The following is a 23,374-nucleotide window of genomic DNA, read 5'->3' as shown; positions in this document are numbered from 1 at the left end:
CGGATAAAGCGCCACAAACGGATGGCACCGAATCACAAATTCGGTCCGACCGGGGCCCGGAGCTCATGGGGATGACGACTCCCGGCCAGCGCGGTGATCACAACATGTTCAGCCGGTAGACCGGCGACATCGTCCTGCCCTTTCTCACCCTGAGCGAGAACACGATGCACGCATCCCCCTCCCCCGAGACCGTGTCCGAGGACTTCGTCTCCTCCGACCCGCAGTGGTACAAGCGCGCGGTCTTCTACGAGGTGCTGGTCCGCGGGTTCAAGGACTCCAACGGCGACGGCACGGGAGACCTCCGCGGCCTCATCGAGAAACTGGACTACCTCCAGTGGCTCGGCGTGGACTGTCTGTGGCTGCTGCCGCTGTACGAGTCGCCACTGCGTGACGGCGGATACGACATCTCCGACTACATGAAGATCCTGCCGGAGTTCGGTGACCTGGCGGACTTCGTGAAGCTCATCGAGGAGGCCCACCAGCGGGGCCTGCGCATCATCACCGACCTGGTGATGAACCACACCAGCGACAAGCACCCGTGGTTCCAGGCGTCCCGCCACGACCCCAACGGCCCCTACGGCGACTTCTACGTCTGGGCCGACGAGCCGACCGGCTACCCCGACGCCCCGATCATCTTCATCGGCGCCGAGGAGTCCAACTGGACCTACGACCCGGTCCGCAAGCAGTACTACTGGCACCGCTTCTTCTCTCACCAGCCGGACCTCAACTACGACAACCCGGCGGTCCAGGAGGCCATGCTGGAGGTGCTGCGGTTCTGGCTGGACCTCGGCATCGACGGCTTCCGCCTCGACGCGGTGCCGTACCTGTTCGAGCGTGAGGGCACGGCCTGCTCCGGCCTGCCGGAGACGCACGCCTACCTGAAGAAGGTCCGCGCCGAGGTGGACCGCCTCTACCCCGACCGGGTGCTGCTGGCCGAGGCCAACGGCTGGCCCGAGGACGTCGTGGAGTACTTCGGCGACCCGACCACCGGCGGCGACGAGTGCCACATGGCGTTCCACTTCCCGCTGATGCCGCGCATCTTCATGGCCGTGCGGCGCGGCAGCCGCGAACCGATCTCCGAGATCATGTCCCGGACGCCGAAGCTCCCCGAGAAGGCCCAGTGGGGCATCTTCCTCCGCAACCACGACGAGCTGACGCTGGAGACGGTCACCGAGGAAGAGCGCGACTACATGCACGCCGAGTACGCCAAGGACCCGCGCATGCGCGCCTACCTCGGCATCCGGCGCCGTCTCGCCCCGCTGCTGGAGAACGACCGCGACCAGATCGAGCTGTTCACCGCGCTGCTGCTGTCGCTGCCCGGCTCGCCGGTCATGTACTACGGCGACGAGATCGGCATGGGCGACAACATCTGGCTGGAGGACCGCGACGCGGTCCGCACCCCGATGCAGTGGAGCCCCGACCGCAACGCCGGCTTCTCCCAGGCCGACCCGGGCCGGCTGTACCTGCCCACCGTCATGGACCCGATCTACGGCTACCAGGCGATCAACGTCGAGGCCCAGGAGAGGAACCCGGCGTCGCTGCTGCACTTCACCCGCAGGATGCTGGAGATCCGGCGCAACCACCCGGTCTTCGGCACGGGCGTCTACAACGAGCTGTGGTCCGGCAACCCGGCCGTGCTGTCCTTCATCCGCGAGGACGGCGACGACCTGATGCTGTGCGTCAACAACCTGTCGAAGTACCCCCAGCCGGTCGAGCTGGACCTGCGCCGCTTCGAGGGCATGACGCCGGTCGAGGCCCGCGGCTCGGTGCCGTTCCCCCAGATCGGGACCCTGCCCTACCTGCTGACCCTTCCCTCCTACGGCTTCTACTGGTTCTCCCTCACCCGCCCCTGACGGTCCCGCCCGGAAGACGGTGCGGTACGGCCCCGCCGTACCGCACCGTCTTCGGCGTCCGGCGGGCGAGGTGACCACGCCGTCATGAGCTGAGGCATGACGGCGGGCCGGCGCCGACGGCGCCGGCCCGTGGCCATCGGATGGCCCTGGCTATCGGGCCGTGACCGGAACCTGGGCGCGGGCGGCTCTCCTCGCCGGGATGAGGGCGACCAGCAGGGCCGCGCCGACCGCGACGGCCACCGCCACCGTCAGGGTCAGCGGCGAGGGGGCCCGGCCGATGCCCGCGCCGACGCCGCTGGTGTGGCCCTGCAGGTCGACCAGGCCCGTCACCACCGAGACCCCGGCCGCGGCGCCGGCCACCACGCCCAGCACGACGAGCAGGCCGGTGCCGGTGACCAGCGTGGCGGCCACCTGCCGGGGGGTGAGACCCATGGCCTTGAGCACCGCCAGGTCCAGCGCGTGGTCCCGCAGGCCCAGGGCGCTGGCGGTCAGCAGGTTCGCCAGGCCCAGCAGCGAGAGCACCACGATCAGCGCGACGATCACCACGCGGATGACCGAGAGCCGCTCGGCCGGGTTGACCACCCGGGCCACCTCCAGCTTCTCGCCGGAGGCGGCCAGCAGCCGGGCCCGGACCGCCGCGGGGTCGGCCCCCGGTTCGAGCACCAGGCTGTAGAACTGCGGCGGCACCGCGTCCTTGGCCGCGAGGGTGTCCATCCCCAGGGAGAGCACCTCGCCGTCCTGGTCGGGCTCCACCACCCGGCCCACGATGTGCACGATCAGCGGCGTGCCGCCGACCGTCATCCGCACCCGGTCGCCGATCTTCACGCCCAGCAGGTCGAGCAGCCCCTGCCCGGCCAGCGCCTCGCCGCGGGCGGCGAACATCCGCCCCTCGGCCACCCGGAAGGGGTACGGCTCGGCCGAGGTGCCCAGCGCCCTGGCCAGGACGGTCCTGGTCTGCTCCGGCTCCAGCGCGGAGACCTCGGCGCCGGGGTAGACGGCCCGCACCTGCGGGTCGGCCGCGGCCAGCCGGGCGGCCTCCTCGGCGGGGAGCTTGTCGGGGTGGACGACCAGCGCCGCCGCCTGCCCGACCCGCTCGGGGTGGCGCAGGAAGTCGTCCAGGGTCGCCCAGCACCCCAGCCCGATGGTGATCATCATCATCGGGACGGCGAGGCCGAAGATGCTCAGCAGCGCGGGCGTCCGCCGGGTGAAGGCGTCGCGGGTGCCCAGGACGAGCGCGGGCGGCAGCCGTACCAGGAGGGCGAGGCGGGCCATCCGCGACAGGCGGCCCCGGGGCGGCGCGGCGGGCACCGCGGGCAGCGGCGGTGTGCGGCCCCCGCGCCAGGCGGGCAGGGCCGCGGCGATCACGACCACCGCGGCGGTGCCGAGGATGATCAGCAGTAGCGGCAGCGGCGACGGCGGCAGGAGCGGCACCCCGTCCAGCGCGAAGAAGGCGACGAGCTGCCCGCAGACCAGCCCGCAGACGATGCCGAGCAGGCCGAGCGCGCCGTGCTCCACGGTCAGCAGGCCGAAGATCTGGCCCCGGGTGTAGCCGAGTGACTTGAGGGTGGCGATGTCGCGGGTCTGGGTGAGCACCCGGCCGCCCACCGCGTTGGCGACGGCCAGCGCGGCGGCGACCAGCCCGGTGACGCCGAACAGCGCCAGCAGCAGGCCGAGCAGCCGGTTGTCCAGCTCCATGGCGGCGCGGACCTCGCGCCAGGTGGACATGCGCCGGATCTGGTCGTTCAGCAGGGTGACCGCGCCGTGCACGGCCGGGAGGGTGTCCTCGCCGTCCACGAGCCGCAGGCCGGTGACCGACTCGCTGCGGCCGAGCGCCGGCTCGACCCGGGCGAGGGTGGAGGTGAGCGTCCAGGCCAGGCCGGGCGTCCACTCGGGGTAGAAGCCCTGGTCGGCGGTGTCTGCCAGGCCGACCACGGTCAGCGGGTGCGAGGCGCCGTTGAGCGCGGTGACCGGGAAGGAGGCGCCGATCCGCAGGCCCAGCGCCTCGGCGAAGGACCGCTCGACGACCACGCCGTCGGTGTCGCCGGGGCGCAGCCACCGCCCCTGCCTGACCAGCGGCGTGGCCACCGCCGGCGGTCTCGCCTCCATCCCGCGCAGCGCCACCGGCGACTTCTTGCCCTCCAGGGTGAGCGTCACCGGCGCGGTGCGGTACGGCCCGGCCACCTCGGCCACGCCCGGCAGGCGGGACAGCGCGGTCACGTCGGGGGCGTCCCCGGTGTGGATCCAAACGTGGGCGCCGCGGGACTCGGTGAACAGTCCCCGCCAGGGGTTGGTGCCGTCCTCCAGGAGGGTCACCGAGACGATCAGCGCCGTGACGATCCCCGCGACCGCGAGCACCGTCAGCAGCGCCTGCCCCCGCCGGGCCCTCAGGTCGGCGCGGATCCACCGGGCCGAGGCCCTCGCCGTGCTCATGCCGGGGATCCCGGACGCGCGGGGGGATGGGCCGGAGGCCGGCCGGTCGTGCTCATCGGCGGCTCAGCTCCTCAGCTCGACGACGTCGCCCGCGGAGGCACGGGGGCGGCGCCGTACCGGGCCGACGGCTCCGTCGTCGACGATCTGGCCGTCGAGCAGGGAGACCACGCGGTCGGCCAGGCTGGCCACCCGGGCGTCGTGGGTGACCAGGATGATGGTCTGGCCGTCGCGGTGGACCTCGCCGAGCAGGCGCAGGACGTCGCGGGTGTTGCGGCTGTCGAGGTTGCCGGTGGGCTCGTCGGCCAGCAGCAGGCTCGGCCGGTTGGCCAGCGCGCGGGCCAGCGCGACCCGCTGCTGCTCGCCGCCGGCGAGCTGGGCGGGGGCGGCCTCGGCGCGGTCGGCCAGGCCGAGCTCGCCGAGGAGGTACTCCCGGCGCTCGCGGGCCTCGCGCGGGGAGGCCCCGGCCAGCAGCGCGGGCAGCTCGACGTTGTCGGCGACGGTCATGTTGGCGACCAGGTTGAAGAACTGGAAGACGAAGCCGATCTTCCTACGGCGCAGCAGCGCCCAGGCGCTCTCGCTCAGCGTGTCGACGCGGGAGCCGTCGAGCCAGATCTCGCCGCTGGTCCGGGCGTCCAGGCCGCCGAGCATGTGGACCAGGGTCGACTTGCCCGACCCGGACGGTCCCATGATCGCGACGAACTCCCCCGCCTCGACCTTCAGGTCCACCCCTCGTACGGCGGGCACCGGAACCCCGCCGTCCTGGTAGATCCTGACGAGGTTGACGGTGTTGACGATGGGGGGTGGACTCACGGGAGGTCCTCCTGACAGCGTTCGAGCCAGTCGAGGTCGGCCTGCAGATGCAGCATGGCCCCCTCTATCAGCAGGAGCGCGACGCGATCCCCCCGGTCGGTCCGCTCGGCCAGTTCGTTGAGGTCGCGCATGAGCGCGAGGTAGTGGCGGCGCTGGCGGTTGATCAGCGCCGTCCGGTCCGCGATGCCGGTCATCGGGGCCAGCACGAGCTTCATGAAGAACTCGTCCCGGACCCGGGGTCCCTCGGTGGGTTCGTCGGCCCACGCGTCGAGGGCTTCCCGGCCCTTGGCGGTGAGATAGTACACCTTCTTGTTCGGCCGGTTGGACTGCTCGACGTCCACCGCCTTCACCAGGCCGTCCTTCTCCAGACGACCCAGCGTCACGTAGATCTGCCCGATGTTCGGCGAGGGGTACGCCCTGCCGAATATCTGCTCAAGGGCCTGTTTGAGCTCGTATCCGTGGGCAGGTTCCTTCGCGAGGAGCGCCAGCAGCGACAGCCTCACCCCTCACCTCCTTCAGGAGCTCGTTACCTGAGCGTTACGGCACTATCCGTTGACGCCCACATTAACGCTGTGCATAACATGCATGCATCTACCTAACACGTATGTAACCGCACCGAAACGAGGTGGCAATCATGCGCAGGCTGCTCCCGGTCGCGCTCGCCGCGCTGCTGGCGGCGGGATGCTCGGGGGCCGTCGCGCAGGAGACGCCGGAACGGTCGAGTGGGACCGGTCCGATCACCTTCGTCACGGGACGGGACACGACCGGGTATCTCCAGCCGCTCCTGGACCGCTGGAACGAGGCCCATCCGGCCGAGCGCGTCACCCTTCTGGAGCTTCCGGAGGCGGCCGACGAGCAGCGCGCCCAGATGGTCGCCAACCTCCAGGCCAAGAGCGAACGTTACGACGTTCTCGGCCTCGACGTGGTCTGGACGGCGGAGTTCGCCGACGCCGGCTGGATCGTGCCGCTCGACCGCGGCATGTTCCCGCTGGGCCGGTTCCTGCCGCCGGTGGTCGACACCGCGGTCTACCGGGGCAAGCTCTGGGCGGTGCCGTACACCAGCAACGCCGGCCTGCTCTACTACCGCAAGGACCTGCTCGCCGAGCAGGGCTTCAAGCCGCCCACGACCTGGGCGGAGCTGCGGGAGCAGGCCAGGACCCTGCATGAGAAGCACGGCGTCGGCGGCTACGCCGGGCAGTTCCTCGCCTACGAGGGGCTGACCGTCAACTTCGCCGAGGCCGTGCAGTCGGCCGGCACCGACATCCTCAGCCCGGACGGCACGCGGGTCGCCATGGACACCGACCGCGCCAAGGCGGGCCTGGACTTCCTGACCGGCGGCGTCCGGGAGGGATGGATCCCGGCCGAGGCCCTCTCCTTCAAGGAGGAGGAGTCGCGGCTGGCGTTCCAGGAGGGCCGCCTGGCCTTCGCCAGGAACTGGCCGCACGCCTACGGCCCGGCCACCGCCTCGGCGGTCGGCAGGAAGTTCGGCGTGACCCGGCTGCCCGGTCTCAACGGCCCCGGCTCCAGCTCGCTGGGCGGGGCCAACCTCGCGGTCAGCGCCTTCTCCAAGCGGCAGAAGTCGGCGGTGGAGTTCATCCGCTACTTCACCGGCCTGGAGAACCAGCGCCGGGTGCTCACCGACGGCTCGTTCCCGCCCGTGTGGGCCGAGCTGTACGACGACCCCGGCCTGATCAAGCGATTCCCCTACCTGCCGGTCCTGAAGCAGAGCATCCTGTCCGCCCGCCCCAGACCGGCGAGCGCCAACTACAACCAGGTGAGCCTGGTGATCGCCAGCGCGGTCTCCAACGCCCTCACGCACCCCCAGGAGGAGGACGACGGCGACATCGTCGCCTCCATGAAAGGCCAGCTCAGCGAGATCATACGGACTCAGTGACCGAGGGTGACCCCCTCGCCGAGTCGTCATCCCCGTTCTCGCGCGGCACGGCTTCCCCTTCTCCATCACCCCCCGGAAGGCCCGGCTCCCCGGGTCCTCCGCCAGCACAGGAGGTCCTCCCAGCATGCGCAAGTCCGTCATCACGATGACCACCGCGGGCCTGGCGCTCGCGCTCGCCGCCTGCGGCGGCCAGAGCGGCGACGCCGCATCCCCCTCCGCCGCGGCGAGCGGCAGCTCGGCCCCGGCGGCCAAGACCCTCGACGGCGTGAAGATCGAGGTCGCCGCCAAGTGGACGGGCGCCGAGCAGGCCAACTTCGAGCAGGTCCTCAAGGCCTTCGAGGCCAAGACCGGCGCCAAGGTCACCTACGCCTCCACCGGTGAGGACACCGGCGCCTACCTCGGCCCGCGCATCCAGGGCGGCAACCCGCCGGACATCGCGATCCTGCCGCAGCCGGGCCTGCTGCAGCAGTACGCCAAGGACGGCTCGCTCAAGGAGCTCGCCCCCGAGGTGCAGAAGCAGCTCGACGACAACTACACCCCGTACTGGAAGGAGCTGGGCTCCGCCGACGGCAAGGTCTACGGCGTGCTGATGAAGGCGGCGCACAAGTCGCTGGTCTGGTACCGCGACCAGGCCTTCCAGGACGCCGGCGCGCAGCCGCCCACCAACTGGGACGAGTTCGTCAAGACCGCCCAGACGATCGCCGACTCCGGCACCCCGCCGTTCGCCCTGTGCGGCGCCTCCGGCTGGACCCTGACCGACCTGTTCGAGAACGTCTACCTGTCCAGCGCGGGCCCGGAGAACTACACCAAGCTGTCCAAGCACGAGATCCCCTGGACCGACCCCTCGGTCACCACCGCGCTGGAGAAGATCGGCCAGCTCGTCGGCAAGAAGGAGTTCCTGCTCGGCGACACCTCCGGCGCCCTGCAGACGGACTTCCCCACCTGCGTCACCCAGGTCTACGGCCAGGACAAGGCGGCGATGGTCATCGAGGCCGACTTCGTCGGCACCACCGCCGAGGAGTCCAAGGCCAAGGTGGGCGAGGAGGCCAAGTACTTCCCGTTCCCCAAGGCCGGTGACACCGAGCCGGTCGTGCTGGGCGGCGACATCGCGGTGGTGATGAAGGAGTCCAAGGGCGCGATGGCGCTGATGGAGTTCCTCGCCTCCAAGGAGGGCGGCGAGGTCTGGGCCAAGCTTCCCGGCTACCTGTCGCCCAACCGCAACGTCTCGCCCGACAACTACCCCTCCGAGCTGACCAAGAAGCTCGCCCAGACGATCGTCTCGGCCGGTGAGGCCGTCCGCTACGACATGTCCGACCTCGCGCCCAGCGCCTTCGGCGGCACCGACGGCAAGGGCGAGTGGAAGCTCCTGCAGGACTTCGTCCGCGACCCCTCCAAGGTCAAGGACATCCAGGAGAAGCTCGAGGCCGAGGCCAAGAAGGCCTGGAAGTAGAGGAGAGCGGCCGTGACCGAACGGTTGGACGGCCCGCGGGCCCCGCGCGGCGGCGGCGACGCCGCCCGCGGGTCCTCTCCCGGACCGGATGACGCAGCCGGCTCCCCCGCCGGCCCACGCGAGGACTCCCCTCCCCGGCGGACGCCGGGACCACCGCCGGAACCGGCGGCGCCACCGGGACCGCCGGTGACGCGGCCGGGGCCACCGGCCCCGGCGCCGGCGCGGACGGGGATGTCCACCCCGCCCTCGCCGACGTGACCCCCGCCACCTCCGCCGACCCCGCCGAGCGGATGGCGCCGGCCGTCGAGCCGGAGATCGCCACCGCCGGGCCGGCCGCGCCCGGGGCGGTGCGCGGCCCCTCCCGGCTGGGACCGTCGCCGACGCTGGCGATCCTGTTCCTGCTGCCGGGCGTGGTGCTGCTCGGCGCGATGGTGATCTACCCGATCATCTACTCGATCTTCCGCAGCCTCTACGACAGCACCGGGAACGCCTTCGTCGGGCTGGAGAACTACGGGGCGATCTTCTCCGACTCCGGCACCCTCACCACGATCAGGAACAACCTGATCTGGGTCGTGGTGGCCCCCGCCATGGTGACCGTGATCGGCCTGATCTTCGCGGTGCTGACCGAGCGGATCCGCTGGGCGACCGCGTTCAAGCTGATCGTCTTCATGCCGATGGCCGTCTCCCTGATGGCCTCCGGCGTCATCTTCCGGCTCGTGTACGAGCAGGCCCCCGACCGGGGCGTGGCCAACGCCGTGATCACCTCGGTCCAGGGCGTCTTCGGCAGCCACAACGGCTTCCCCGACGCCCGGCCCCGGGAGAACGACCAGGCGCCCGTCGCCGCCCAGCAGGGCGCGGTGGTGACCAAGCAGCCCGCGCAGCCCGGCAAGGCCGTGCTGGTCCCGCTGGTGGGCGTGAAGCCCGCCGACCTCGCCACGGCCTCCGTGGCCAAGGCGGCGCCGCAGGCCGGGCCCGGCGAGCTGGCCGGCACCGTCTGGGTGGACTTCACCCAGGGCGGCGGCGGACGGCTCAACGAGGTCGACGCCACCGAGAAGGCCCTGGAGGGGCTGACCGTCGAGGCGGTGCAGAACGGCGAGGTCAAGGCCACCGCCACCACCGGCGCCGACGGCACCTTCCGCCTCAGCGGGCTGTCCGCGGGCGACTACGTCGTACGACTGCCGCAGTCGAACTTCGAGGCGGCCTTCGGCGGGGTCTCCTGGCTCGGCCCGACGCTGATCACCCCGGCCATCATCGGGGCCTTCATCTGGGTGTGGGCCGGGTTCTCCATGGTGCTGATCGCGGCGGGCCTGTCGGCCATCCCGCGTGACGCGCTGGAGGCGGCCCGCATCGACGGCGCCACGGAGTGGCAGGTGTTCCGCAAGATCACCGTGCCGCTGCTGTCGCCGGTGCTGCTCGTCGTGTTCGTCACGATGATCATCAATACCCTGAAGGTCTTCGACCTGGTCTTCGTCATCGCGCCGGGATCGGTGCAGCCGCAGGCCAACGTGATCGCGCTGGAGATGTGGCGGGTCGCCTTCGGCGGCGGCAACAACCAGGGTCTGGGCAGCGCGCTGGCCATCTTCCTGCTGATCCTCGTCCTGCCGTTCATGATCATCAACATCCGCCGGTTCAGGAGGGACAACCAGTGACAACCTCCACCATCGCCGGGGCCCCGCGGCGCGGCGTCCTCAGCCGGGTCACGGACCGGATCGGCGGCGGCGTGATCCAGGCCCTGATGGTCCTGATCGGCGTCTTCTGGCTGGTTCCCACCCTCGGCCTGTTCGTGGTCTCGATCCGCGAGGAGGCGGCCAACAACTCCACCGGCTGGTGGACCGCGTTCACCAAGCCGGCCGAGTTCACCCTGAAGAGCTACGGCGACCTGCTGGCCACCGGGTTCACCTCGTCGTTCTGGAACACCGTGGCCATCACGGTGCCCGCCACGATCCTGGTGATCGGCATCGCGGCCATGGCGGCCTACGCGTTCGCCTGGATGGACTTCCCCGGCAGGGACCCGCTGTTCCTCGTGGTCGTCGGCCTGCTGGTGGTGCCGATCCAGATCGCGCTGATCCCGATCGCGAAGCTCTACGGCGCTCTCGGGATCTTCGGCTCCATCGCCGGCGTGGTGCTCTTCCACGTCGCGTTCGGGCTCCCCTTCGCCATCTTCCTGCTCCGCAACTTCTTCGTGGGCATCCCCGCCTCGCTGCTGGAGGCCGCGCGGATGGACGGCGCGAGCGAGTGGCGCATCTTCTCGACCGTGGTGTTCCCGCTGGCCAAGCCCGCGATCGCGTCGCTGGGGATCTTCCAGTTCCTCTGGGTCTGGAACGACCTGCTCGTCGCGCTGGTGTTCGCCGACTCCGACAACCAGCCGATGACCAAGGCCCTGCAGTCGCAGATGCGGCAGTTCGGTACCAACATCGACATCCTGGCGCCGGGCGCCTTCCTCTCCCTGATCATCCCGCTGGTGCTCTTCTTCGCCTTCCAGCGGTACTTCGTCCAGGGAATGATGGCCGGCTCGGTGAAGTAAGGGGGCAGGTCCGGTACGGCTTGCCCGGTTTTCCCGGGCGAGCCGTACCGGACCTCAAAGGTCGATAGGGTTTCCCCATGTCCGCACGCCCTTTGAACGAAGTCGTGGAAACCGGGTGGGCCAAGGCCCTGGAGCCGGTCGCCGGCAAGATCGCCGAGATGGGCGACTTCCTCCGGAAGGAGGTCGCCGAGGGCAGGCAGTACCTCCCCTCCGGCCCCAACGTGCTCCGCGCCTTCCAGCAGCCCTTCGACCAGGTGAAGGTGCTGATCGTCGGCCAGGATCCGTACCCCACGCCGGGTCACCCGATCGGCCTGAGCTTCTCCGTGGCCGCCGACGTGCGCCCGATCCCGGCCAGCCTGCGCAACATCTACAAGGAGCTGACCGAGGACCTCGGGCTGCCCATGCCGAGCAACGGCGACCTGACCCCCTGGGCCGAGCACGGCGTGCTGCTGCTCAACAGGGTCCTCACCGTCATGCCGGGCAAGCCGGCCTCGCACCGGGGCAAGGGCTGGGAGGAGGTCACCGAGCAGGCCATCAGGGCGCTCGCCGAGCGCGGCAAGCCGCTGGTGGCGATCCTGTGGGGACGCGACGCCCGCAACCTGCGGCCGATGCTGCAGCCCTACCCGGCCGTCGAGTCGGCCCACCCGAGCCCGCTGTCGGCCCGCAACGGCTTCTTCGGCTCCCGCCCGTTCAGCCGCGCCAACCACCTGCTGGAGGAGCAGGGCGCCGACCCGGTCGACTGGCGGCTCCCCTAGTCTCCACCGCGGACCCCGGCCGGATGGCCGTCGCAGGCGGGCCGATCCGCGAGAACGGCACCCGGATCCGCGGGTCCCGTCCCGCGGATCACCCCCTTCCCCGCCTCCGTGTCCCACCTCCCGGGTCGGCCCGGCCCGCCGGGGGCACTAAGATTTACCACCATGAGTGATGAATCGGGCACCGAACGTTATCTTCGCCTCACGGTCGAACTGACCGTGGAGGTGAACGACCTGGGCGCGCTCCAGGCCGCCGCGCTGAAGGAGATCAACCACCCCGAGGCCGACCTCGACGACGCCGAGCGCCGGGAGCAGGCGGAGCTGGTCTCCGCCGACGAAAGCGGGGCGACCGCGCTGCAGTGGCTCATCGAGCCGGACCACGTGCTCGGCCTGATCGAGCACATCGAGTCGATCGAGCCTCGCGAGGCCGTGCTGGGCGTCGAGCCCTCCGAGGGCCCCGCGGAGGAGGACGAGGACGGCGAGCACGACCACCACCACTAGGTCCTGTTCCGTCAGGTCCTGTTCCGCGGGTCGTCCCGCCCGCCGAGGCCGCCGGGGGCCCCTCGCCGCGGCGGGGATCCGCGGAACGGCACCCGGGCGCCGCGGAGCGGCCCGCGGAACCTAGGCGAAGCCGTCCCCGAAGGCCCAGAGCTGGCCCTCCAGGTCGAAGGCCAGATAGGCCCTGGCGCCGTCGGGGGTGGCTTCGATCTCCGTCACGATCTCCGCGCCCCGGCCCGCCGCCCGCTCGTAGTGGGCGTCGAGGTCGTCCACCACCACGAACACGCCCTGGCTGACCGCGGGCAGGTCCAGGGCACTGCGCAGGTACGGTTCGCCGTCGCGGACCGGGGCCACCACGACCACCGCGTCCCCGAGCGCGAGCCGGGTGTGTCCGGGCCCCCCGCCGCCGGGCGGGGCGGCCAGCGGGCGGAACCCGAAGACCTCACCCAGCCACGCCACGGCCGCCGGGGCGTCCTCGTAGCGAAGGAACGGGACCACGCGGGGCGTCGACATGCCGGCCTCCATCGAGCCGCTCGGGACGTGCGCTGCCTTCACGCCGAGCTTGCCACCGCCGGGCGGCCCCGTCAGCCCCACCGGCCGATCCGGCGCCCGGCCGGTCAGGCCGGGGACACCAGGGGCGGCGGATAGCCACGGACCGCTGACGGCAGGCGCCAGGGTTCGTGGAGCGTCTTCGGCGGGACGTTCCGGAGCTCGGGCACGTAGCGGCGGATGTACTCCCCGTCCGGGTCGAACCGCCGGGCCTGCCGTACCGGATTGACGGTCCGGTTGAACCGGGTGTCGTTGCCGGTCCCGGCGACCCACTGCCAGTTGCCGTAGTTGTTCGCCACGTCGCCGTCGAGCAGGAGGTCGAAGAAGTGGTCGGCGCCCGCCCGCCAGTCGACCCGCAGCCGTTTGACCAGGAACCACGAGGTCAGCAGCCGGGCGCGGTTGTGCATCCAGCCCTCCTCCAGGAGCTGCCGCATCCCGGCGTCCACGATCGGCAGCCCGGTCCGGCCCTCCTTCCACGCCTGGAGGGCCTCGGCGTCGTCGTTCCACGTCAGCCCGCGCGGCCGGTAGTCGGCGCGGTTGATGGCCGGGAAGGCCATCGTCACCTGGTAGAAGAAGTCGCGCCAGCAGAGCTGCCTGACGAAGTCGTCGCCGTCCTCGGCCAGGGACGAGAGCTCCAGGGGCGACAGGCAGCCGAAGCGCAGGTAGGGGCTGAACTTGGAGGTGCGGTTGCCGGCCAGGTCGTCGTGGCCGGCGGCGTAGTCGGCCACGCAGTACTTCAGCCACTGCCGCATGCGCCGGCGCGCCACCGTCTCGCCGCCCCGGAACAGCTCGTGCGGCCGGTGCGGATGGCCGGGCGGCGGGACACCGGGATCCAGTCCCTCGGGGAGGGTCACCCTGGCAGGGGCGGGAAGGACCTCGCGGCGGGAGTGGGCCTGCCAGGCCCGCCAGTAGGGGGTGAAGACCCGGTAGTGGTCCCCTCCCCCCGAGGGGGTGACCGCGCCCGGCGGCACGACCGTCACCCCGGGGAAGGCCCGGAACCCCATCCGGTGCCGCTCGCACTCCTCGGCCAGGCGGCGCTCCCTGCGCCGCGCGAGGGCGCTGACGTCGGCGCTGACGTGGACGGCCTCGACGACCCCCGCGGCGGATCCGCCGCCGGCCCCGCCGCCGGCGATCTCCCGGGCCAGCCGGACGGTCTCGGCCACCGGATCGCCCCGGCGGACGACGAGGTCGCCGCCCCGCTCCCGGAGCGACCGGCGCAGGTCGGCGAGGGACTCCGCCAGGAACCCGGACCGGCGGCCGGCGGGCACGGAGGGGTCCAGCACGAAGAGAGGGACGACCCGGCGGGCCTCCGCGCACGCGGCGGCGAGCGCCGGGTGGTCGTGCACCCTCAGGTCGCGGTTGAGCAAGACGATGACGGTGTCCATCGACGATGACTTCGCGTGACCGGCCGGGAGCGGTTGCACCCGCCGCGGGCCGAGTCGGGAGCCTCCTCCGGAGCGCCCTGCATCCGCCCAGGTGGGCCGCACGAAGGAGTAGTCGTGGACGGACGCCCCGAACCGGAGGCGTCGCACTGCTGGCAAGCTGGTGCCGGACGATGACCGGGGAGGGATCGGGGTGACGGCGAGAATGGACGAACCGGGCAGGCCGGTCCCCGAGGACGAGCCGGGGTACGGCATCGGCGCGGTCGCGCGCCGGCTCGGCGTGCCCGCGCCCACGCTGCGCACCTGGAACCTCCGGTACGGCATCGGGCCCAGCCGCCGCAGCCCGGGGGGGCACCGCCGCTACGACGCCGACGACCTGCGGCGCCTTGAGGAGATGAACCGCCTCATCAAGCTCGGCGTCCCGGCGGCCGACGCGGCGCGGGAGGTCCTCAGGCCCGGGGCCGCCCGGCGGGAGGCCCCTCCGGCCGGCCGCCGCGTCCCGGCCCCGGCCAGGACGCCGCCGCCCCCACCGCCCAGGGCGGTCTCGCCCTGGAACGGACCGTCCCGGCCGCGCCGGGGGCGGGGACGCAGATCCCGACCGCGGCGATGCTGGCGCGGGCCGCGGTGGCGCTGGACAGCTCGACCGTGGCCGAGTGGATCGGCGCCGCGCTGGAGCGGCACGGGGTGGTGTGGACCTGGGAGAAGCTGGTGCTCCCGGTCTTCGAGACGATCTGCCACCGCCAGGCCGAGACCGGCGCGAGCGTCGAGATCGAGCACTTGTTCTCCGACCGGGTGCTGGCCGCGCTGACCCGGCTCGTCCGGCGCCCCGCCCGGCCGGTCAACGACCGCCCGGTGCTGCTGGCCTGCGCCGCCGAGGAGCAGCACAGCCTGCCGGTCCACGCCCTGGCGGCGGAGCTGGCCACCGTACACCGCCTGGAGACCCGGGTGCTGGGGGCCCGGACCCCGTATCCGGCCCTGGCCGACGCGATGCGGCGGCTGAGCCCGGCGGTGGTCTTCGTCTGGTCGCAGCGGTCCGAGACCGGCGACCCGGCGCCGCTCGGTTCGCTGCCCACGCTGCGTCCGGCGAGCCGGATCGTCGCGGGCGGCCCGGGCTGGCGGGAGGGGCTGCCGCCGTCGGCCGCCCTCGTCACGTCCTTCACTGAGGCGGTCAACCGGATCCGCGAAGCGATCCGCTGAACCCGATCCACCGATCCGGCCCGCCGCGCTGAGCGGCGGGTTCATTTGCGCTCATGGAAGCCGGCGGGTATGAATAAGTTTTGAATAGGTTTCCAGGGTCAGTGAGGCCACCATGACAGACACCCTGAACGTCCGGCTCGCACAGGGCGACGACGCGGCGCTGGCCGAGTGCCTCACCGCGCACGGCGCGCTCATCCGCTCCTACCTGCGGCGTTTCATCCCTCCGCAGGACATCGAGGACGTGCAGCAGATCGTGTTCGCCGAGGTGTGGCGCTCACGGCGCCGCTTCGACCCCGAGCGCAACCTGCCGGCCTGGCTGATCGGCATCGCCCACAACCGGGCCGTCGACCACCTGCGGGCGCGGACCCTGCAGACGGTGCCGCTGGACGTGGTCGCCGACCCGCCCGGCGCTGACGGCCGGGTCGACGGAGACGGGGTGGCCGCCCGCGACGAGCTGCGGCGGGCGCTGGCCGAGCTGACCGCGCCCCAGCGTGAGGCCATCGAGCTGGCGTACTACGGCGAGCTGACCCAGCGGGAGATCGCCGAGAGGCTGAGCGTGCCGCTCGGCACGATCAAGGCCCGTACGGCGCGCGGCCTGCGCCGCCTGTCGGACATCCTCGTCCCGGCGGCATGACCCGCCCTGGGGACGACACGGACCGGGGGGACACCATGGATGACATGGGCGAGTGGAACGACACGGAACGGCAGCCCCGGCCGCGGGTGGCGGTGTCGAGCTGCCTGCTGGGCGACCCGGTGCGCTTCAACGGCGGGCACAGCCGCGACCGCTTCGTCAGCGGGGAGCTGGACCCGCACGTCGACTGGGTGCGCGTCTGCCCCGAGATGGAGATCGGCCTCGGAGCGCCGCGCGAGTCGCTGCGCCTGGAGCGCTCGGCCGACGGCCCCCGCCTGGTCACCCGGAAGACCGGGACGGACCTGACCGGCCGGATGAACGCGCTGGCCGCCGAGCGGGCGCTCACCCTGGACGTGGACGGCTACGTCTTCAAGGCCAGGAGCCCCAGCTGCGGCATCCACGGCATCCCGATCTACGCGGGCGACAGGGTCGTGGACCGCGGGGCCATGGGCGTCTTCGCGGCCCGCGTCATGGACGCCCACCCGCTGCTGCCGGTCGAGGACGAGGGCCGGCTGAACGACGCCCTGCTCCGCGAGACGTTCGTGGAGCGGATCTTCGCGTACGCCCGGCTGCGCGCGCTGCTGGAGAGCGACTGGCGCCCGCGCGACCTGATCGCCTTCCACTCCCGGCACAAGATGCAGCTGCTCGCCCACGACCCGGCCTCCTACCACCGGGCGGGGCAGGTGGTGTCCCGGGCGGGGACGGCCTCCCGGGACGAGCTGGCCGTCGCCTACGCCCACGCCTTCCGCACGGCCCTCACCCGCAAGGCGAGCATCGGGCGCAACGTCAACGTCCTCCAGCACTGCATGGGGATGATGAAGGACCATCTGGACGAGACCCGCCGGGCCGACCTGGCGGAGGTGATCGACTCCTACCGCGCCGGGGAGGTGGCGCTCAGCGTGCCGGCGACCCTGCTGCGCCACCACGCGCGCGGCGAGGCCGCCGAGTACGTCCGCGACCAGACCTATTTCGCGCCCTACCCCCGGGCGCTGCGGCTGCGCAACCACGTCCCGGCCTGACCGCCGCACCGGCCCGCCGCCCGGCCGCGTCCGACCAGACCCCGGACGCGCCGGGCGGCGTCATGACCGGTGTCCCCCGGCCCCGGGAAGGTCAGCCGGCTTTGACGATCGCCAGGGAACGCGGCGGCAGGAACAGCTCCTCACCCTCGGCGGTGACCTTCGGGTCGGAGGCCAGCAGCACCTGGCCCGGCGCGAGCCGTACGGTGAGCGCGACCTGGCCGAGGTTGGCCGCGACCTGGCACGAACCCCGGTGGACGACCAGCCAGCCGTCGCCGTGGTCCACCCGGACCCGGTCCAGCCGGGGATCCGACAGCTCCGGATGCGCCCTGCGCAGCGCGATCAGCGCCCGGTACCAGTCGAGGTGCGCCCGGTGGGCGTCCCGGTCCAGCTCGCCCCAGTCGAGCTTGGAGCGCAGGAACGTCGTCTCCTCACCCGGGTCGGGGGCCCGCTCCGCCCAGTCGTCGTAGCCGAAGCCGACGAACTCCCGGCGCCGCCGGTCTGCCTCCCCCTCCCGCAGGTGCGGCTCGACGTGGTCGGTGAAGAACAGGAACGGCGTGCTCGCGCCCCACTCCTCACCCATGAACAGCATCGGGGTGAACGGCGAGGTCAGCAGCAGCCCGGCGGCCAGCCGCAGCGCCTCGGCCGGCATCCGGTCGCCCTCGGCGCGGTTGCCGATCTGGTCGTGGTTCTGCGCCGCGCAGACGAACCGGTACCCCGGGACGTGCCGCGCCGGGCGGCCGTGCGAGCGGCCCCGGAAGGACGAAAAAGTGCCGTCGTGGAGATAGGCGCAGGTCAGCACCTTGGGCAGCGCCCCGGCGAAGTCGTCGTAGTAGCCGTGCCGTTCCCCGGTCACCGCCACGTGCAGGGCGTGGTGGACGTCGTCGTTCCAGGCGGCGGCCAGGCCGTACCCGCCGGCCTCGCGCGGGGTCATCAGCCGGGGGTCGTTGAGGTCGGACTCGGCGATGAGCGTCAGCGGCCTGCCCACGGCCGCCGACAGCGCGTCCACCTCGGCCGACAGCTCCTCCAGGAAGTGGACCGCCCGCCTGTCGTGCAGCGCGTGAACGGCGTCCAGCCGCAGGCCGTCGACGTGGTAGTCGCGCAGCCACTGCAGCGCGTTCTCGATGAAGTAGCGGCGCACCTCGTCGGAGCCGGGGCCGTCCAGGTTGACCGCCTGCCCCCAGAAGGAGGCGGCGCTGTCGTGGAAGTAGGGACCGAACGGCGCCAGGAAGTTCCCCGACGGGCCGAGGTGGTTGTAGACGACGTCGAGGATCACCCCGAGGCCCCGCAGATGGCAGGCGTCCACGAACCGCTTGAGCCCGTCGGGGCCGCCGTAGTCGTCGGTGACGGCCCACAGGTCCACCCCGTCGTAGCCCCAGTTGCGCGTCCCCGGCACCGGCGGCACCGGCATGACCTCCACGAAGTCGACCCCCAGCTCGACGAGGTGGTCGAGCCTGCCGGCCGCCGCGTCGAAGGTCCCGGCGGGGGTGAAGGCGCCGACGTGCAGCTCGTAGATCACCGAGCCGGGCAGGCTCCGCCCCCGCCACAGGTCGTCGTTCCAGGCGAACCGGTCGTGGTCGTACACCCGGCTCGGGCCGAAGATCCCCTCGGGCTGCCAGCGGCTGCGCGGGTCCGGCATCGGGTCGCCGCCGTCGACGCTGAACCGGTAGTCGGTGCCGTGACCGGCGCCGACCACCTCCGCGGTCCACCAGCCGCCGCCCGCGGCGTCCATCGAGTGGCGGACATCCCCGATCACCACGTCCACCGCCGTCGCCGCGGGCGCCCAGACCTCGAACACGCCGTTCACTCCCTCTCCGGAACCGCGGGCGCCCGGATCTCGGGCACGCCGTTCACTCCCTCTCCGAAAACCGCGGGCGCCCGCACTCAGGACGCGCCGTTCACTCCCTCTCCAGCAGCGCCACCGGCCGGGTCGCGAGCAGGTGGCCGAGCGAGATCCGCCCGGTGTGCCGTACGCCGGACAGCAGGTCATGCCACGAGCCGGGCGGCAGCGTGAGCATCTCGTCCCCCCAGCCGCCGCGCCGCTCCAGGCCGACCGGGAGCCGGGTGACGACGGCCACGGCGCGGTCACCGCGGGCGAAGGCCACGGCGTGCTCCCCGGCCTCCATCGGGACGTACGGCAGGGCGGGGTCCAGCCGCCGGCGCAGGTTCAGCGCCTCGCGGGTGACGGCCAGCTTGGCGGCGTCCCAGTCCGAGGTCCCCTCCGTCTCCCCGGTCAGCATCCGGCGGCGCAGCGCGAAGTCGACCGGGCGGCGGTTGTCCGGGTCCACCAGGGAGAAGTCGGTGATCTCGTTGCCCCAGTAGACGTCGGGAACGCCGGGCAGCATGAGCTGGACGAGCTTCTGGCTGAGGGAGTTGGACCGGGCGTGGGGCTCGATCCGGGCGGCGAACCGCGCGACGGACTCGCCGCACTCCTCGATCGCCCGGTGGACGAAGTCGCGCAGGCCCTTCTCGTAGGCCGGGTCGGGCGTGGCCCAGGAGATCGCGGTCTTGGCCTCCCTGGCCGCCTTGAACAGGTACTCGAAGAACCTCTCCTCGCTGATCGGCCAGGCCGCCATGAGGTTCTGCCAGGCCAGGTGGTCGAGCGACGGGTCGAAGGAGACCCGGTCCGACCAGCCCGCGACCGCCGCCGCCCACTCCTCGGGGATCTCCGACAGCACGGCCAGCCGGGCGCGGACGTCCTCGGAACGCTTGGTGTCGTGCGTGGACAGCGTCGTCATCGTGCCGGGCTGGAGCTCCCGGCAGAAGTCGTGGAAGGCGGCGACGGTCCCGCCGAACCGGTCGGGCTCCCCGCCCACCTCGTTCAGGCAGGACAGCGGGTACCACCGGTACAGCGCGGTGTCCTCCACGCCCTTGGCCATCACCGGCCCGCAGAGTTGCTGGAAGCGCACGACCGCCTCCGGCGGGCCGTTGAGGACCTTCTCGACGACCTCCTCCACGGGCGCGCCCTCGGGCAGGTGGGCCGCGGCGATCTTCCCGGCCTCCTCGACGATCGCGGCGGAGGCGGCCGGGACGGGCTCACCGGGCACCACGTAGGCCCGGTAGACCGGCATCGCGACCAGCAGTTCCACCAGCGTCTCGCGGTCCGCGCCGAGCAGCGCGTTCAGGCGGTCCACCTCGGCGCGGAAGAACAGGTCGATGACGTGCCGCTTGGACCGCCTGACCACCTCGGCGTAGTCGCGCGGCACGCCGGTGCGGGCGGTGAACAGCTCGGTCAGCGGCTCGGCCCCGGCAGGGTCGACGAACAGCCCGGTTATCCGGTTGAGCACGTCGTAGCCGGTGGTGCCATCGCAGTCCCAGTCGGCGGGCAGCCGCTCCTCCCCCACCAGGATCTTCTCGGCGACCGTCCACACCCCCGACTCGCGGCGCAGCCGCGCCAGGTAGCCGCGCGGGTCGGCCAGCCCGTCGGGGTGGTCCACCCGCAGCCCCTGGACGAGGCCCTCGCGCACCAGGCCGAGGATCACCTCGTGCGTGGCCTCGAACACCTCGGGGTCCTCCACCCGTAGCCCGATCAGCGAGGAGACGTCGAAGAACCGCCGGTAGCCGGGGCCCTGGCGCCAGTCGACCAGCCGGTAGTGGGTGTCGGGCAGCGGGAAGACGTGGTCGTGGTAGCGCAGCACGTCGCCGTCGGGGGCCGGCTCGACGTCGTCGCCGAGCACGGGCATCGCGACCCTGCCGTCGCTCCAGTCGATGTCGAACCACCGCCCGTACGGCGAGGCCCGCCCCTCCTTGAGCACCGACCACAGCGCCGGGTTGCCCGACTCCGGGACCGGGACCGTCATGTGGTTGGGCACGATGTCCACCACGATGCCGATGCCGTGCCCGGCCAGCGTCGCCGCCATCGCCCGCAGCCCGTCGATCCCGCCGAACTCCTCGCGGATCCTGGAGTGGTCGGTCACGTCGTAGCCGTGCCGCGAGGGCGGGTCGGCCTGCAGGATCGGCGACAGGTAGACGTGATCGACCCCCAGGTCCCGCAGGTAGGGGGCCAGGGCCGCCACGTCGGCGAAGCCGAAGTCGGGGGTGAGCTGGATCCGGTAGGTGGAGCGGGGGGCCGCGGGCCCGGCCACGGCGGGCGCGGGCGCGGCGGACGCGGAGGAGACGGTGGGGTCAGACACGGCGCAGCACCCTCACCGACCGTCCGGTCACCGGCACCTCTTCCCCGGCCCGGCAGATCCGGGTGTCCACCGTGATCGGCATGGCCGTGTCGATCTCTGTCATCCACATCTCCCCGTAGTCCTTGGGAATGGTGAACTCGATGACATCGTGGTGGGCGTTGAACAGCAGCAGGAACGAGTCGTCCCTGGTCCGCCGCCCCCGCCGGTCGGGCTCGGTGATGGCGTCGCCGTTCAGGAAGACCGCCAGCGACCTGGCGTATCCCACGTTCCAGTCGGCGTCGGTCATCTTCTCACCCAGCGGGGTGAACCACTCGATGTCGCTGAGGCTGTCGCCCGAGCCGCGCACCGGCCGGCCGTAGAAGAAGCGGCGGCGGCGGAACACCGGGTGACCGGCGCGGAGCCTGGCCAGCTTCTGGGTGAACTCCAGCAGCAGCCAGTTCTCCCGGACGTCCGACCAGTCGACCCAGCTCAGCTCGTTGTCCTGGCAGTAGACGTTGTTGTTGCCCCGCTGCGTGCGTCCCAGCTCGTCGCCGTGGGAGATCATCGGCACGCCCTGGGACAGGAACAGCGTGGTCAGGAAGTTGCGCTTCTGCTGCTCGCGCAGCGACTCGACGTCCAGCGAGGCCGGCCCCTCCGCGCCGCAGTTCCACGACCGGTTGTCGTCGGTGCCGTCGCGGTTGTGCTCGCCGTTGGCCTCGTTGTGCTTGCCGTTGTAGGACACCAGGTCCTGCAGGGTGAACCCGTCGTGGCAGGTCACGAAGTTGATCGAGGCGGCCGGGCGGCGGCTGTCGTCCTGGTAGAGGTCGCTGGAGCCGGTCAGCCGGGAGGCGAACTCCGGCAGCGCGGCCGGCTCGCCCCGCCACAGGTCGCGGATCGTGTCGCGGTAGCGGCCGTTCCACTCGGTCCACCGGGCCGGGAAGTTGCCGACCTGGTAGCCGCCCGGCCCGACGTCCCACGGCTCGGCGATCAGCTTGACCCGCGACAGCACCGGGTCCTGCTGCACCAGGTCGAAGAAGGCGCTCAGCCGGTCCACCTCGTGCAGCTCGCGCGCCAGGGTCGCGGCCAGGTCGAACCGGAACCCGTCCACGTGCATCTCGGTGACCCAGTAACGCAGCGAGTCCATGATCATCTGCAGCGCGTGCGGAGACCGCATGAACAGGCTGTTGCCGGTGCCCGTGGTGTCCATGTAGTAGCGCTTGTCGTCGTCGACGAGCCGGTAGTAGGCGGCGTTGTCGATGCCGCGCATGCTCAGCGTCGGACCCAGGTGGTTGCCCTCGGCGGTGTGGTTGTAGACCACGTCGAGGATCACCTCGATGTTCGCCTCGTGCAGCGCCTTGACCATGGCCTTGAACTCCATCACCTGGCCGCCGCGCTGGCCGGTGCTGGAGTAGGCGTTGTGCGGGGCGAAGAACCCGATGGTGTTGTAGCCCCAGTAGTTCGTCAGGCCCCGGTCCATCAGGATGTGGTCGGTGACGAACTGGTGCACCGGCATGAGCTCCAGCGCCGTCACGCCCAGCCCGGTGAGGTGGTCGATGATCTCCGGGTGGCCGAGGGCCGCGTACGTGCCCCGGATCCGCTCCGGGATCTTCGGGTGGTTGACGGTCAGGCCCTTGACGTGCGCCTCGTAGATCACCGTGTCGTGGTACGGCGTCGCCGGCGGCCGGTCGTGGCCCCACCCGAAGAAGGGGTTGATGACGACCGACTTCGGCATGAACGGCGCCGAGTCCGCGTCGTTGCGGCTGTCGGGCTGGCCGAAGCGGTAGCCGTAGACCGCCTCGTCCCATTTGACGTCCCCGTCGATCGCCTTGGCGTACGGGTCCAGCAGGAGCTTGGCGGGGTTGCACCGCTGCCCGCTCGCCGGGTCGTAGGGCCCGTGGACGCGGTAGCCGTACCGCTGCCCGGGTGAGACACCCGGCAGGTACCCGTGCCAGACGTGCCCCTCGACCTCGGTGAGGGCGACCCGGGTCTCCTCGCCGTCGTCGTCGAACAGGCACAGCTCGACGCGCTCGGCGACCTCGGTGAAGAGCGCGAAGTTAGTGCCCGCGCCGTCGTATGTGGCCCCCAGGGGGTACGGGTCCCCCGGCCAGATCTCAATCATCACACCGCCCCTTCAGCGGTGGGAAGACATGCCCTGTCTCTCCCAGGTCATGCACGCGTTTCCCACTCTTTCACTGTGAAGTGCGCCGCGCGCGGCGTCCGGGGTCCCTACACGTTCCGGACCGGTGTGGAGACGTCCACGACCAGGCCGTTCGGGT

Annotated in this window: 18 protein-coding genes and 1 pseudogene; 11 read left to right on the top strand and 8 right to left on the bottom strand. The window is 71.9% G+C overall.

Features of this window, described 5'->3' with window-relative positions:
- Positions 1-164: 164 nt before the first annotated feature.
- Positions 165-1,853, top strand: a complete 1,689-nt coding sequence (gene treS, locus ACQP10_RS07550) for a maltose alpha-D-glucosyltransferase (protein WP_389993860.1) — start codon at positions 165-167, stop codon at positions 1,851-1,853.
- 150 nt (positions 1,854-2,003) lie between these two features.
- On the opposite strand, the gene ACQP10_RS07545 is transcribed toward treS, so the two are convergent.
- From ACQP10_RS07545 to ACQP10_RS07535, 3 genes are all read right to left on the bottom strand, one after another.
- Positions 2,004-4,283 (bottom strand): ABC transporter permease, encoded by a 2,280-nt coding sequence (locus ACQP10_RS07545; RefSeq protein ID WP_399499866.1) that lies wholly within the window; start codon positions 4,281-4,283, stop codon positions 2,004-2,006.
- Positions 4,284-4,346: 63 nt separating this feature from the next.
- Positions 4,347-5,093, bottom strand: a complete 747-nt coding sequence (locus ACQP10_RS07540; protein WP_346022059.1) for an ABC transporter ATP-binding protein — start codon at positions 5,091-5,093, stop codon at positions 4,347-4,349.
- Entirely contained in the window at positions 5,090-5,596 is a 507-nt protein-coding gene (locus tag ACQP10_RS07535) for a PadR family transcriptional regulator (RefSeq protein WP_179819250.1), read from the bottom strand. Before ACQP10_RS07535 ends, ACQP10_RS07540 begins: the two co-directional genes overlap by 4 nt.
- A gap of 131 nt (positions 5,597-5,727) precedes the next feature.
- On the opposite strand from ACQP10_RS07535, the gene ACQP10_RS07530 reads away from it, so the two are divergent.
- The 6 genes from ACQP10_RS07530 to ACQP10_RS07505 all read left to right on the top strand — a co-directional run bounded on the left by ACQP10_RS07530 (position 5,728) and on the right by ACQP10_RS07505 (position 12,214).
- The gene (locus ACQP10_RS07530; RefSeq protein WP_346022058.1) at positions 5,728-6,987 is read left to right on the top strand and encodes an ABC transporter substrate-binding protein; all 1,260 of its coding nucleotides are present in this window, start codon (positions 5,728-5,730) and stop codon (positions 6,985-6,987) included.
- 124 nt (positions 6,988-7,111) lie between these two features.
- Positions 7,112-8,437, top strand: a complete 1,326-nt coding sequence (locus ACQP10_RS07525) for an ABC transporter substrate-binding protein (RefSeq protein ID WP_346022057.1) — start codon at positions 7,112-7,114, stop codon at positions 8,435-8,437.
- Positions 8,438-8,727: 290 nt separating this feature from the next.
- Positions 8,728-10,086, top strand: a complete 1,359-nt coding sequence (locus tag ACQP10_RS07520; protein ID WP_386149255.1) for an ABC transporter permease subunit — start codon at positions 8,728-8,730, stop codon at positions 10,084-10,086.
- Positions 10,083-10,961 carry a carbohydrate ABC transporter permease gene (locus ACQP10_RS07515; protein ID WP_179819253.1) on the top strand — a complete coding sequence of 293 codons (879 nt, stop codon included), beginning with the start codon at positions 10,083-10,085 and terminating at the stop codon, positions 10,959-10,961. The genes ACQP10_RS07520 and ACQP10_RS07515 overlap by 4 nt, the downstream gene beginning before the upstream one ends.
- 77 nt (positions 10,962-11,038) lie before the next feature.
- Complete coding sequence (locus tag ACQP10_RS07510; RefSeq protein ID WP_346022054.1) at positions 11,039-11,716, top strand: uracil-DNA glycosylase; 678 nt, start codon at positions 11,039-11,041, stop codon at positions 11,714-11,716.
- 162 nt (positions 11,717-11,878) lie between these two features.
- Positions 11,879-12,214, top strand: a complete 336-nt coding sequence (locus ACQP10_RS07505; protein WP_179819255.1) for a hypothetical protein — start codon at positions 11,879-11,881, stop codon at positions 12,212-12,214.
- A 120-nt stretch (positions 12,215-12,334) separates the two neighbouring features.
- On the opposite strand, the gene ACQP10_RS07500 is transcribed toward ACQP10_RS07505, so the two are convergent.
- Together ACQP10_RS07500 and ACQP10_RS07495 are read right to left on the bottom strand one after the other, a co-directional pair.
- Positions 12,335-12,724, bottom strand: coding sequence for a VOC family protein (locus ACQP10_RS07500; protein ID WP_346022053.1), 390 nt, complete (start codon positions 12,722-12,724; stop codon positions 12,335-12,337).
- Positions 12,725-12,828: 104 nt separating this feature from the next.
- Complete coding sequence (locus ACQP10_RS07495; RefSeq protein ID WP_433541106.1) at positions 12,829-14,145, bottom strand: cryptochrome/photolyase family protein; 1,317 nt, start codon at positions 14,143-14,145, stop codon at positions 12,829-12,831.
- A gap of 202 nt (positions 14,146-14,347) precedes the next feature.
- Here ACQP10_RS07495 and ACQP10_RS07490 point away from each other — a divergent pair.
- From ACQP10_RS07490 to ACQP10_RS07475, 4 genes and pseudogenes are all read left to right on the top strand, one after another.
- Positions 14,348-14,521 (top strand): annotated as a pseudogene (locus tag ACQP10_RS07490) (MerR family transcriptional regulator); the annotation flags it as partial.
- 227 nt (positions 14,522-14,748) lie between these two features.
- Complete coding sequence (locus ACQP10_RS07485; protein ID WP_433541973.1) at positions 14,749-15,339, top strand: hypothetical protein; 591 nt, start codon at positions 14,749-14,751, stop codon at positions 15,337-15,339.
- A gap of 112 nt (positions 15,340-15,451) precedes the next feature.
- The gene (locus ACQP10_RS07480; protein ID WP_433541105.1) at positions 15,452-15,973 is read left to right on the top strand and encodes an RNA polymerase sigma factor; all 522 of its coding nucleotides are present in this window, start codon (positions 15,452-15,454) and stop codon (positions 15,971-15,973) included.
- A gap of 44 nt (positions 15,974-16,017) precedes the next feature.
- Complete coding sequence (locus tag ACQP10_RS07475) at positions 16,018-16,989, top strand: YbgA family protein (protein WP_179819259.1); 972 nt, start codon at positions 16,018-16,020, stop codon at positions 16,987-16,989.
- A gap of 91 nt (positions 16,990-17,080) precedes the next feature.
- Here the strand turns inward: ACQP10_RS07475 and treZ are convergent, their stop codons facing one another.
- From treZ to glgX, 3 genes are all read right to left on the bottom strand, one after another.
- Entirely contained in the window at positions 17,081-18,784 is a 1,704-nt protein-coding gene (gene treZ / locus ACQP10_RS07470) for a malto-oligosyltrehalose trehalohydrolase (protein ID WP_399499870.1), read from the bottom strand.
- Between the two features lie 100 nt (positions 18,785-18,884).
- Positions 18,885-21,119, bottom strand: a complete 2,235-nt coding sequence (gene treY, locus ACQP10_RS07465; RefSeq protein ID WP_433541104.1) for a malto-oligosyltrehalose synthase — start codon at positions 21,117-21,119, stop codon at positions 18,885-18,887.
- Positions 21,112-23,217: a glycogen debranching protein GlgX gene (glgX, locus tag ACQP10_RS07460; protein WP_179819260.1), complete on the bottom strand. Its 2,106-nt coding sequence runs from the start codon at positions 23,215-23,217 to the stop codon at positions 21,112-21,114. Before glgX ends, treY begins: the two co-directional genes overlap by 8 nt.
- Positions 23,218-23,374 lie beyond the last annotated feature (157 nt).

Source organism: Streptosporangium sandarakinum (assembly GCF_050942225.1).
Lineage (GTDB): Bacteria > Actinomycetota > Actinomycetes > Streptosporangiales > Streptosporangiaceae > Streptosporangium > Streptosporangium nondiastaticum.
Note: the sequence above shows the minus strand (reverse complement) of the source record. Positions and strands in the feature narration are given on the sequence as shown.

Excerpts from the sequence above, each read along its gene's own strand:
- treS (WP_389993860.1), top strand. The coding sequence starts at position 165 with ATGCACGCATCCCCCTCCCCCGAGACCGTGTCCGAGGACTTCGTCTCC.
- ACQP10_RS07545 (WP_399499866.1), bottom strand. The coding sequence starts at position 4,283 with ATGAGCACGGCGAGGGCCTCGGCCCGGTGGATCCGCGCCGACCTGAGG.
- ACQP10_RS07530 (WP_346022058.1), top strand. The coding sequence starts at position 5,728 with ATGCGCAGGCTGCTCCCGGTCGCGCTCGCCGCGCTGCTGGCGGCGGGA.
- ACQP10_RS07525 (WP_346022057.1), top strand. The coding sequence starts at position 7,112 with ATGCGCAAGTCCGTCATCACGATGACCACCGCGGGCCTGGCGCTCGCG.
- ACQP10_RS07520 (WP_386149255.1), top strand. The coding sequence starts at position 8,728 with ATGGCGCCGGCCGTCGAGCCGGAGATCGCCACCGCCGGGCCGGCCGCG.
- ACQP10_RS07510 (WP_346022054.1), top strand. The coding sequence starts at position 11,039 with ATGTCCGCACGCCCTTTGAACGAAGTCGTGGAAACCGGGTGGGCCAAG.
- ACQP10_RS07505 (WP_179819255.1), top strand. The coding sequence starts at position 11,879 with ATGAGTGATGAATCGGGCACCGAACGTTATCTTCGCCTCACGGTCGAA.
- ACQP10_RS07500 (WP_346022053.1), bottom strand. The coding sequence starts at position 12,724 with ATGTCGACGCCCCGCGTGGTCCCGTTCCTTCGCTACGAGGACGCCCCG.
- ACQP10_RS07495 (WP_433541106.1), bottom strand. The coding sequence starts at position 14,145 with ATGGACACCGTCATCGTCTTGCTCAACCGCGACCTGAGGGTGCACGAC.
- ACQP10_RS07485 (WP_433541973.1), top strand. The coding sequence starts at position 14,749 with ATGCTGGCGCGGGCCGCGGTGGCGCTGGACAGCTCGACCGTGGCCGAG.
- ACQP10_RS07480 (WP_433541105.1), top strand. The coding sequence starts at position 15,452 with ATGACAGACACCCTGAACGTCCGGCTCGCACAGGGCGACGACGCGGCG.
- ACQP10_RS07475 (WP_179819259.1), top strand. The coding sequence starts at position 16,018 with ATGGGCGAGTGGAACGACACGGAACGGCAGCCCCGGCCGCGGGTGGCG.
- glgX (WP_179819260.1), bottom strand. The coding sequence starts at position 23,217 with ATGATTGAGATCTGGCCGGGGGACCCGTACCCCCTGGGGGCCACATAC.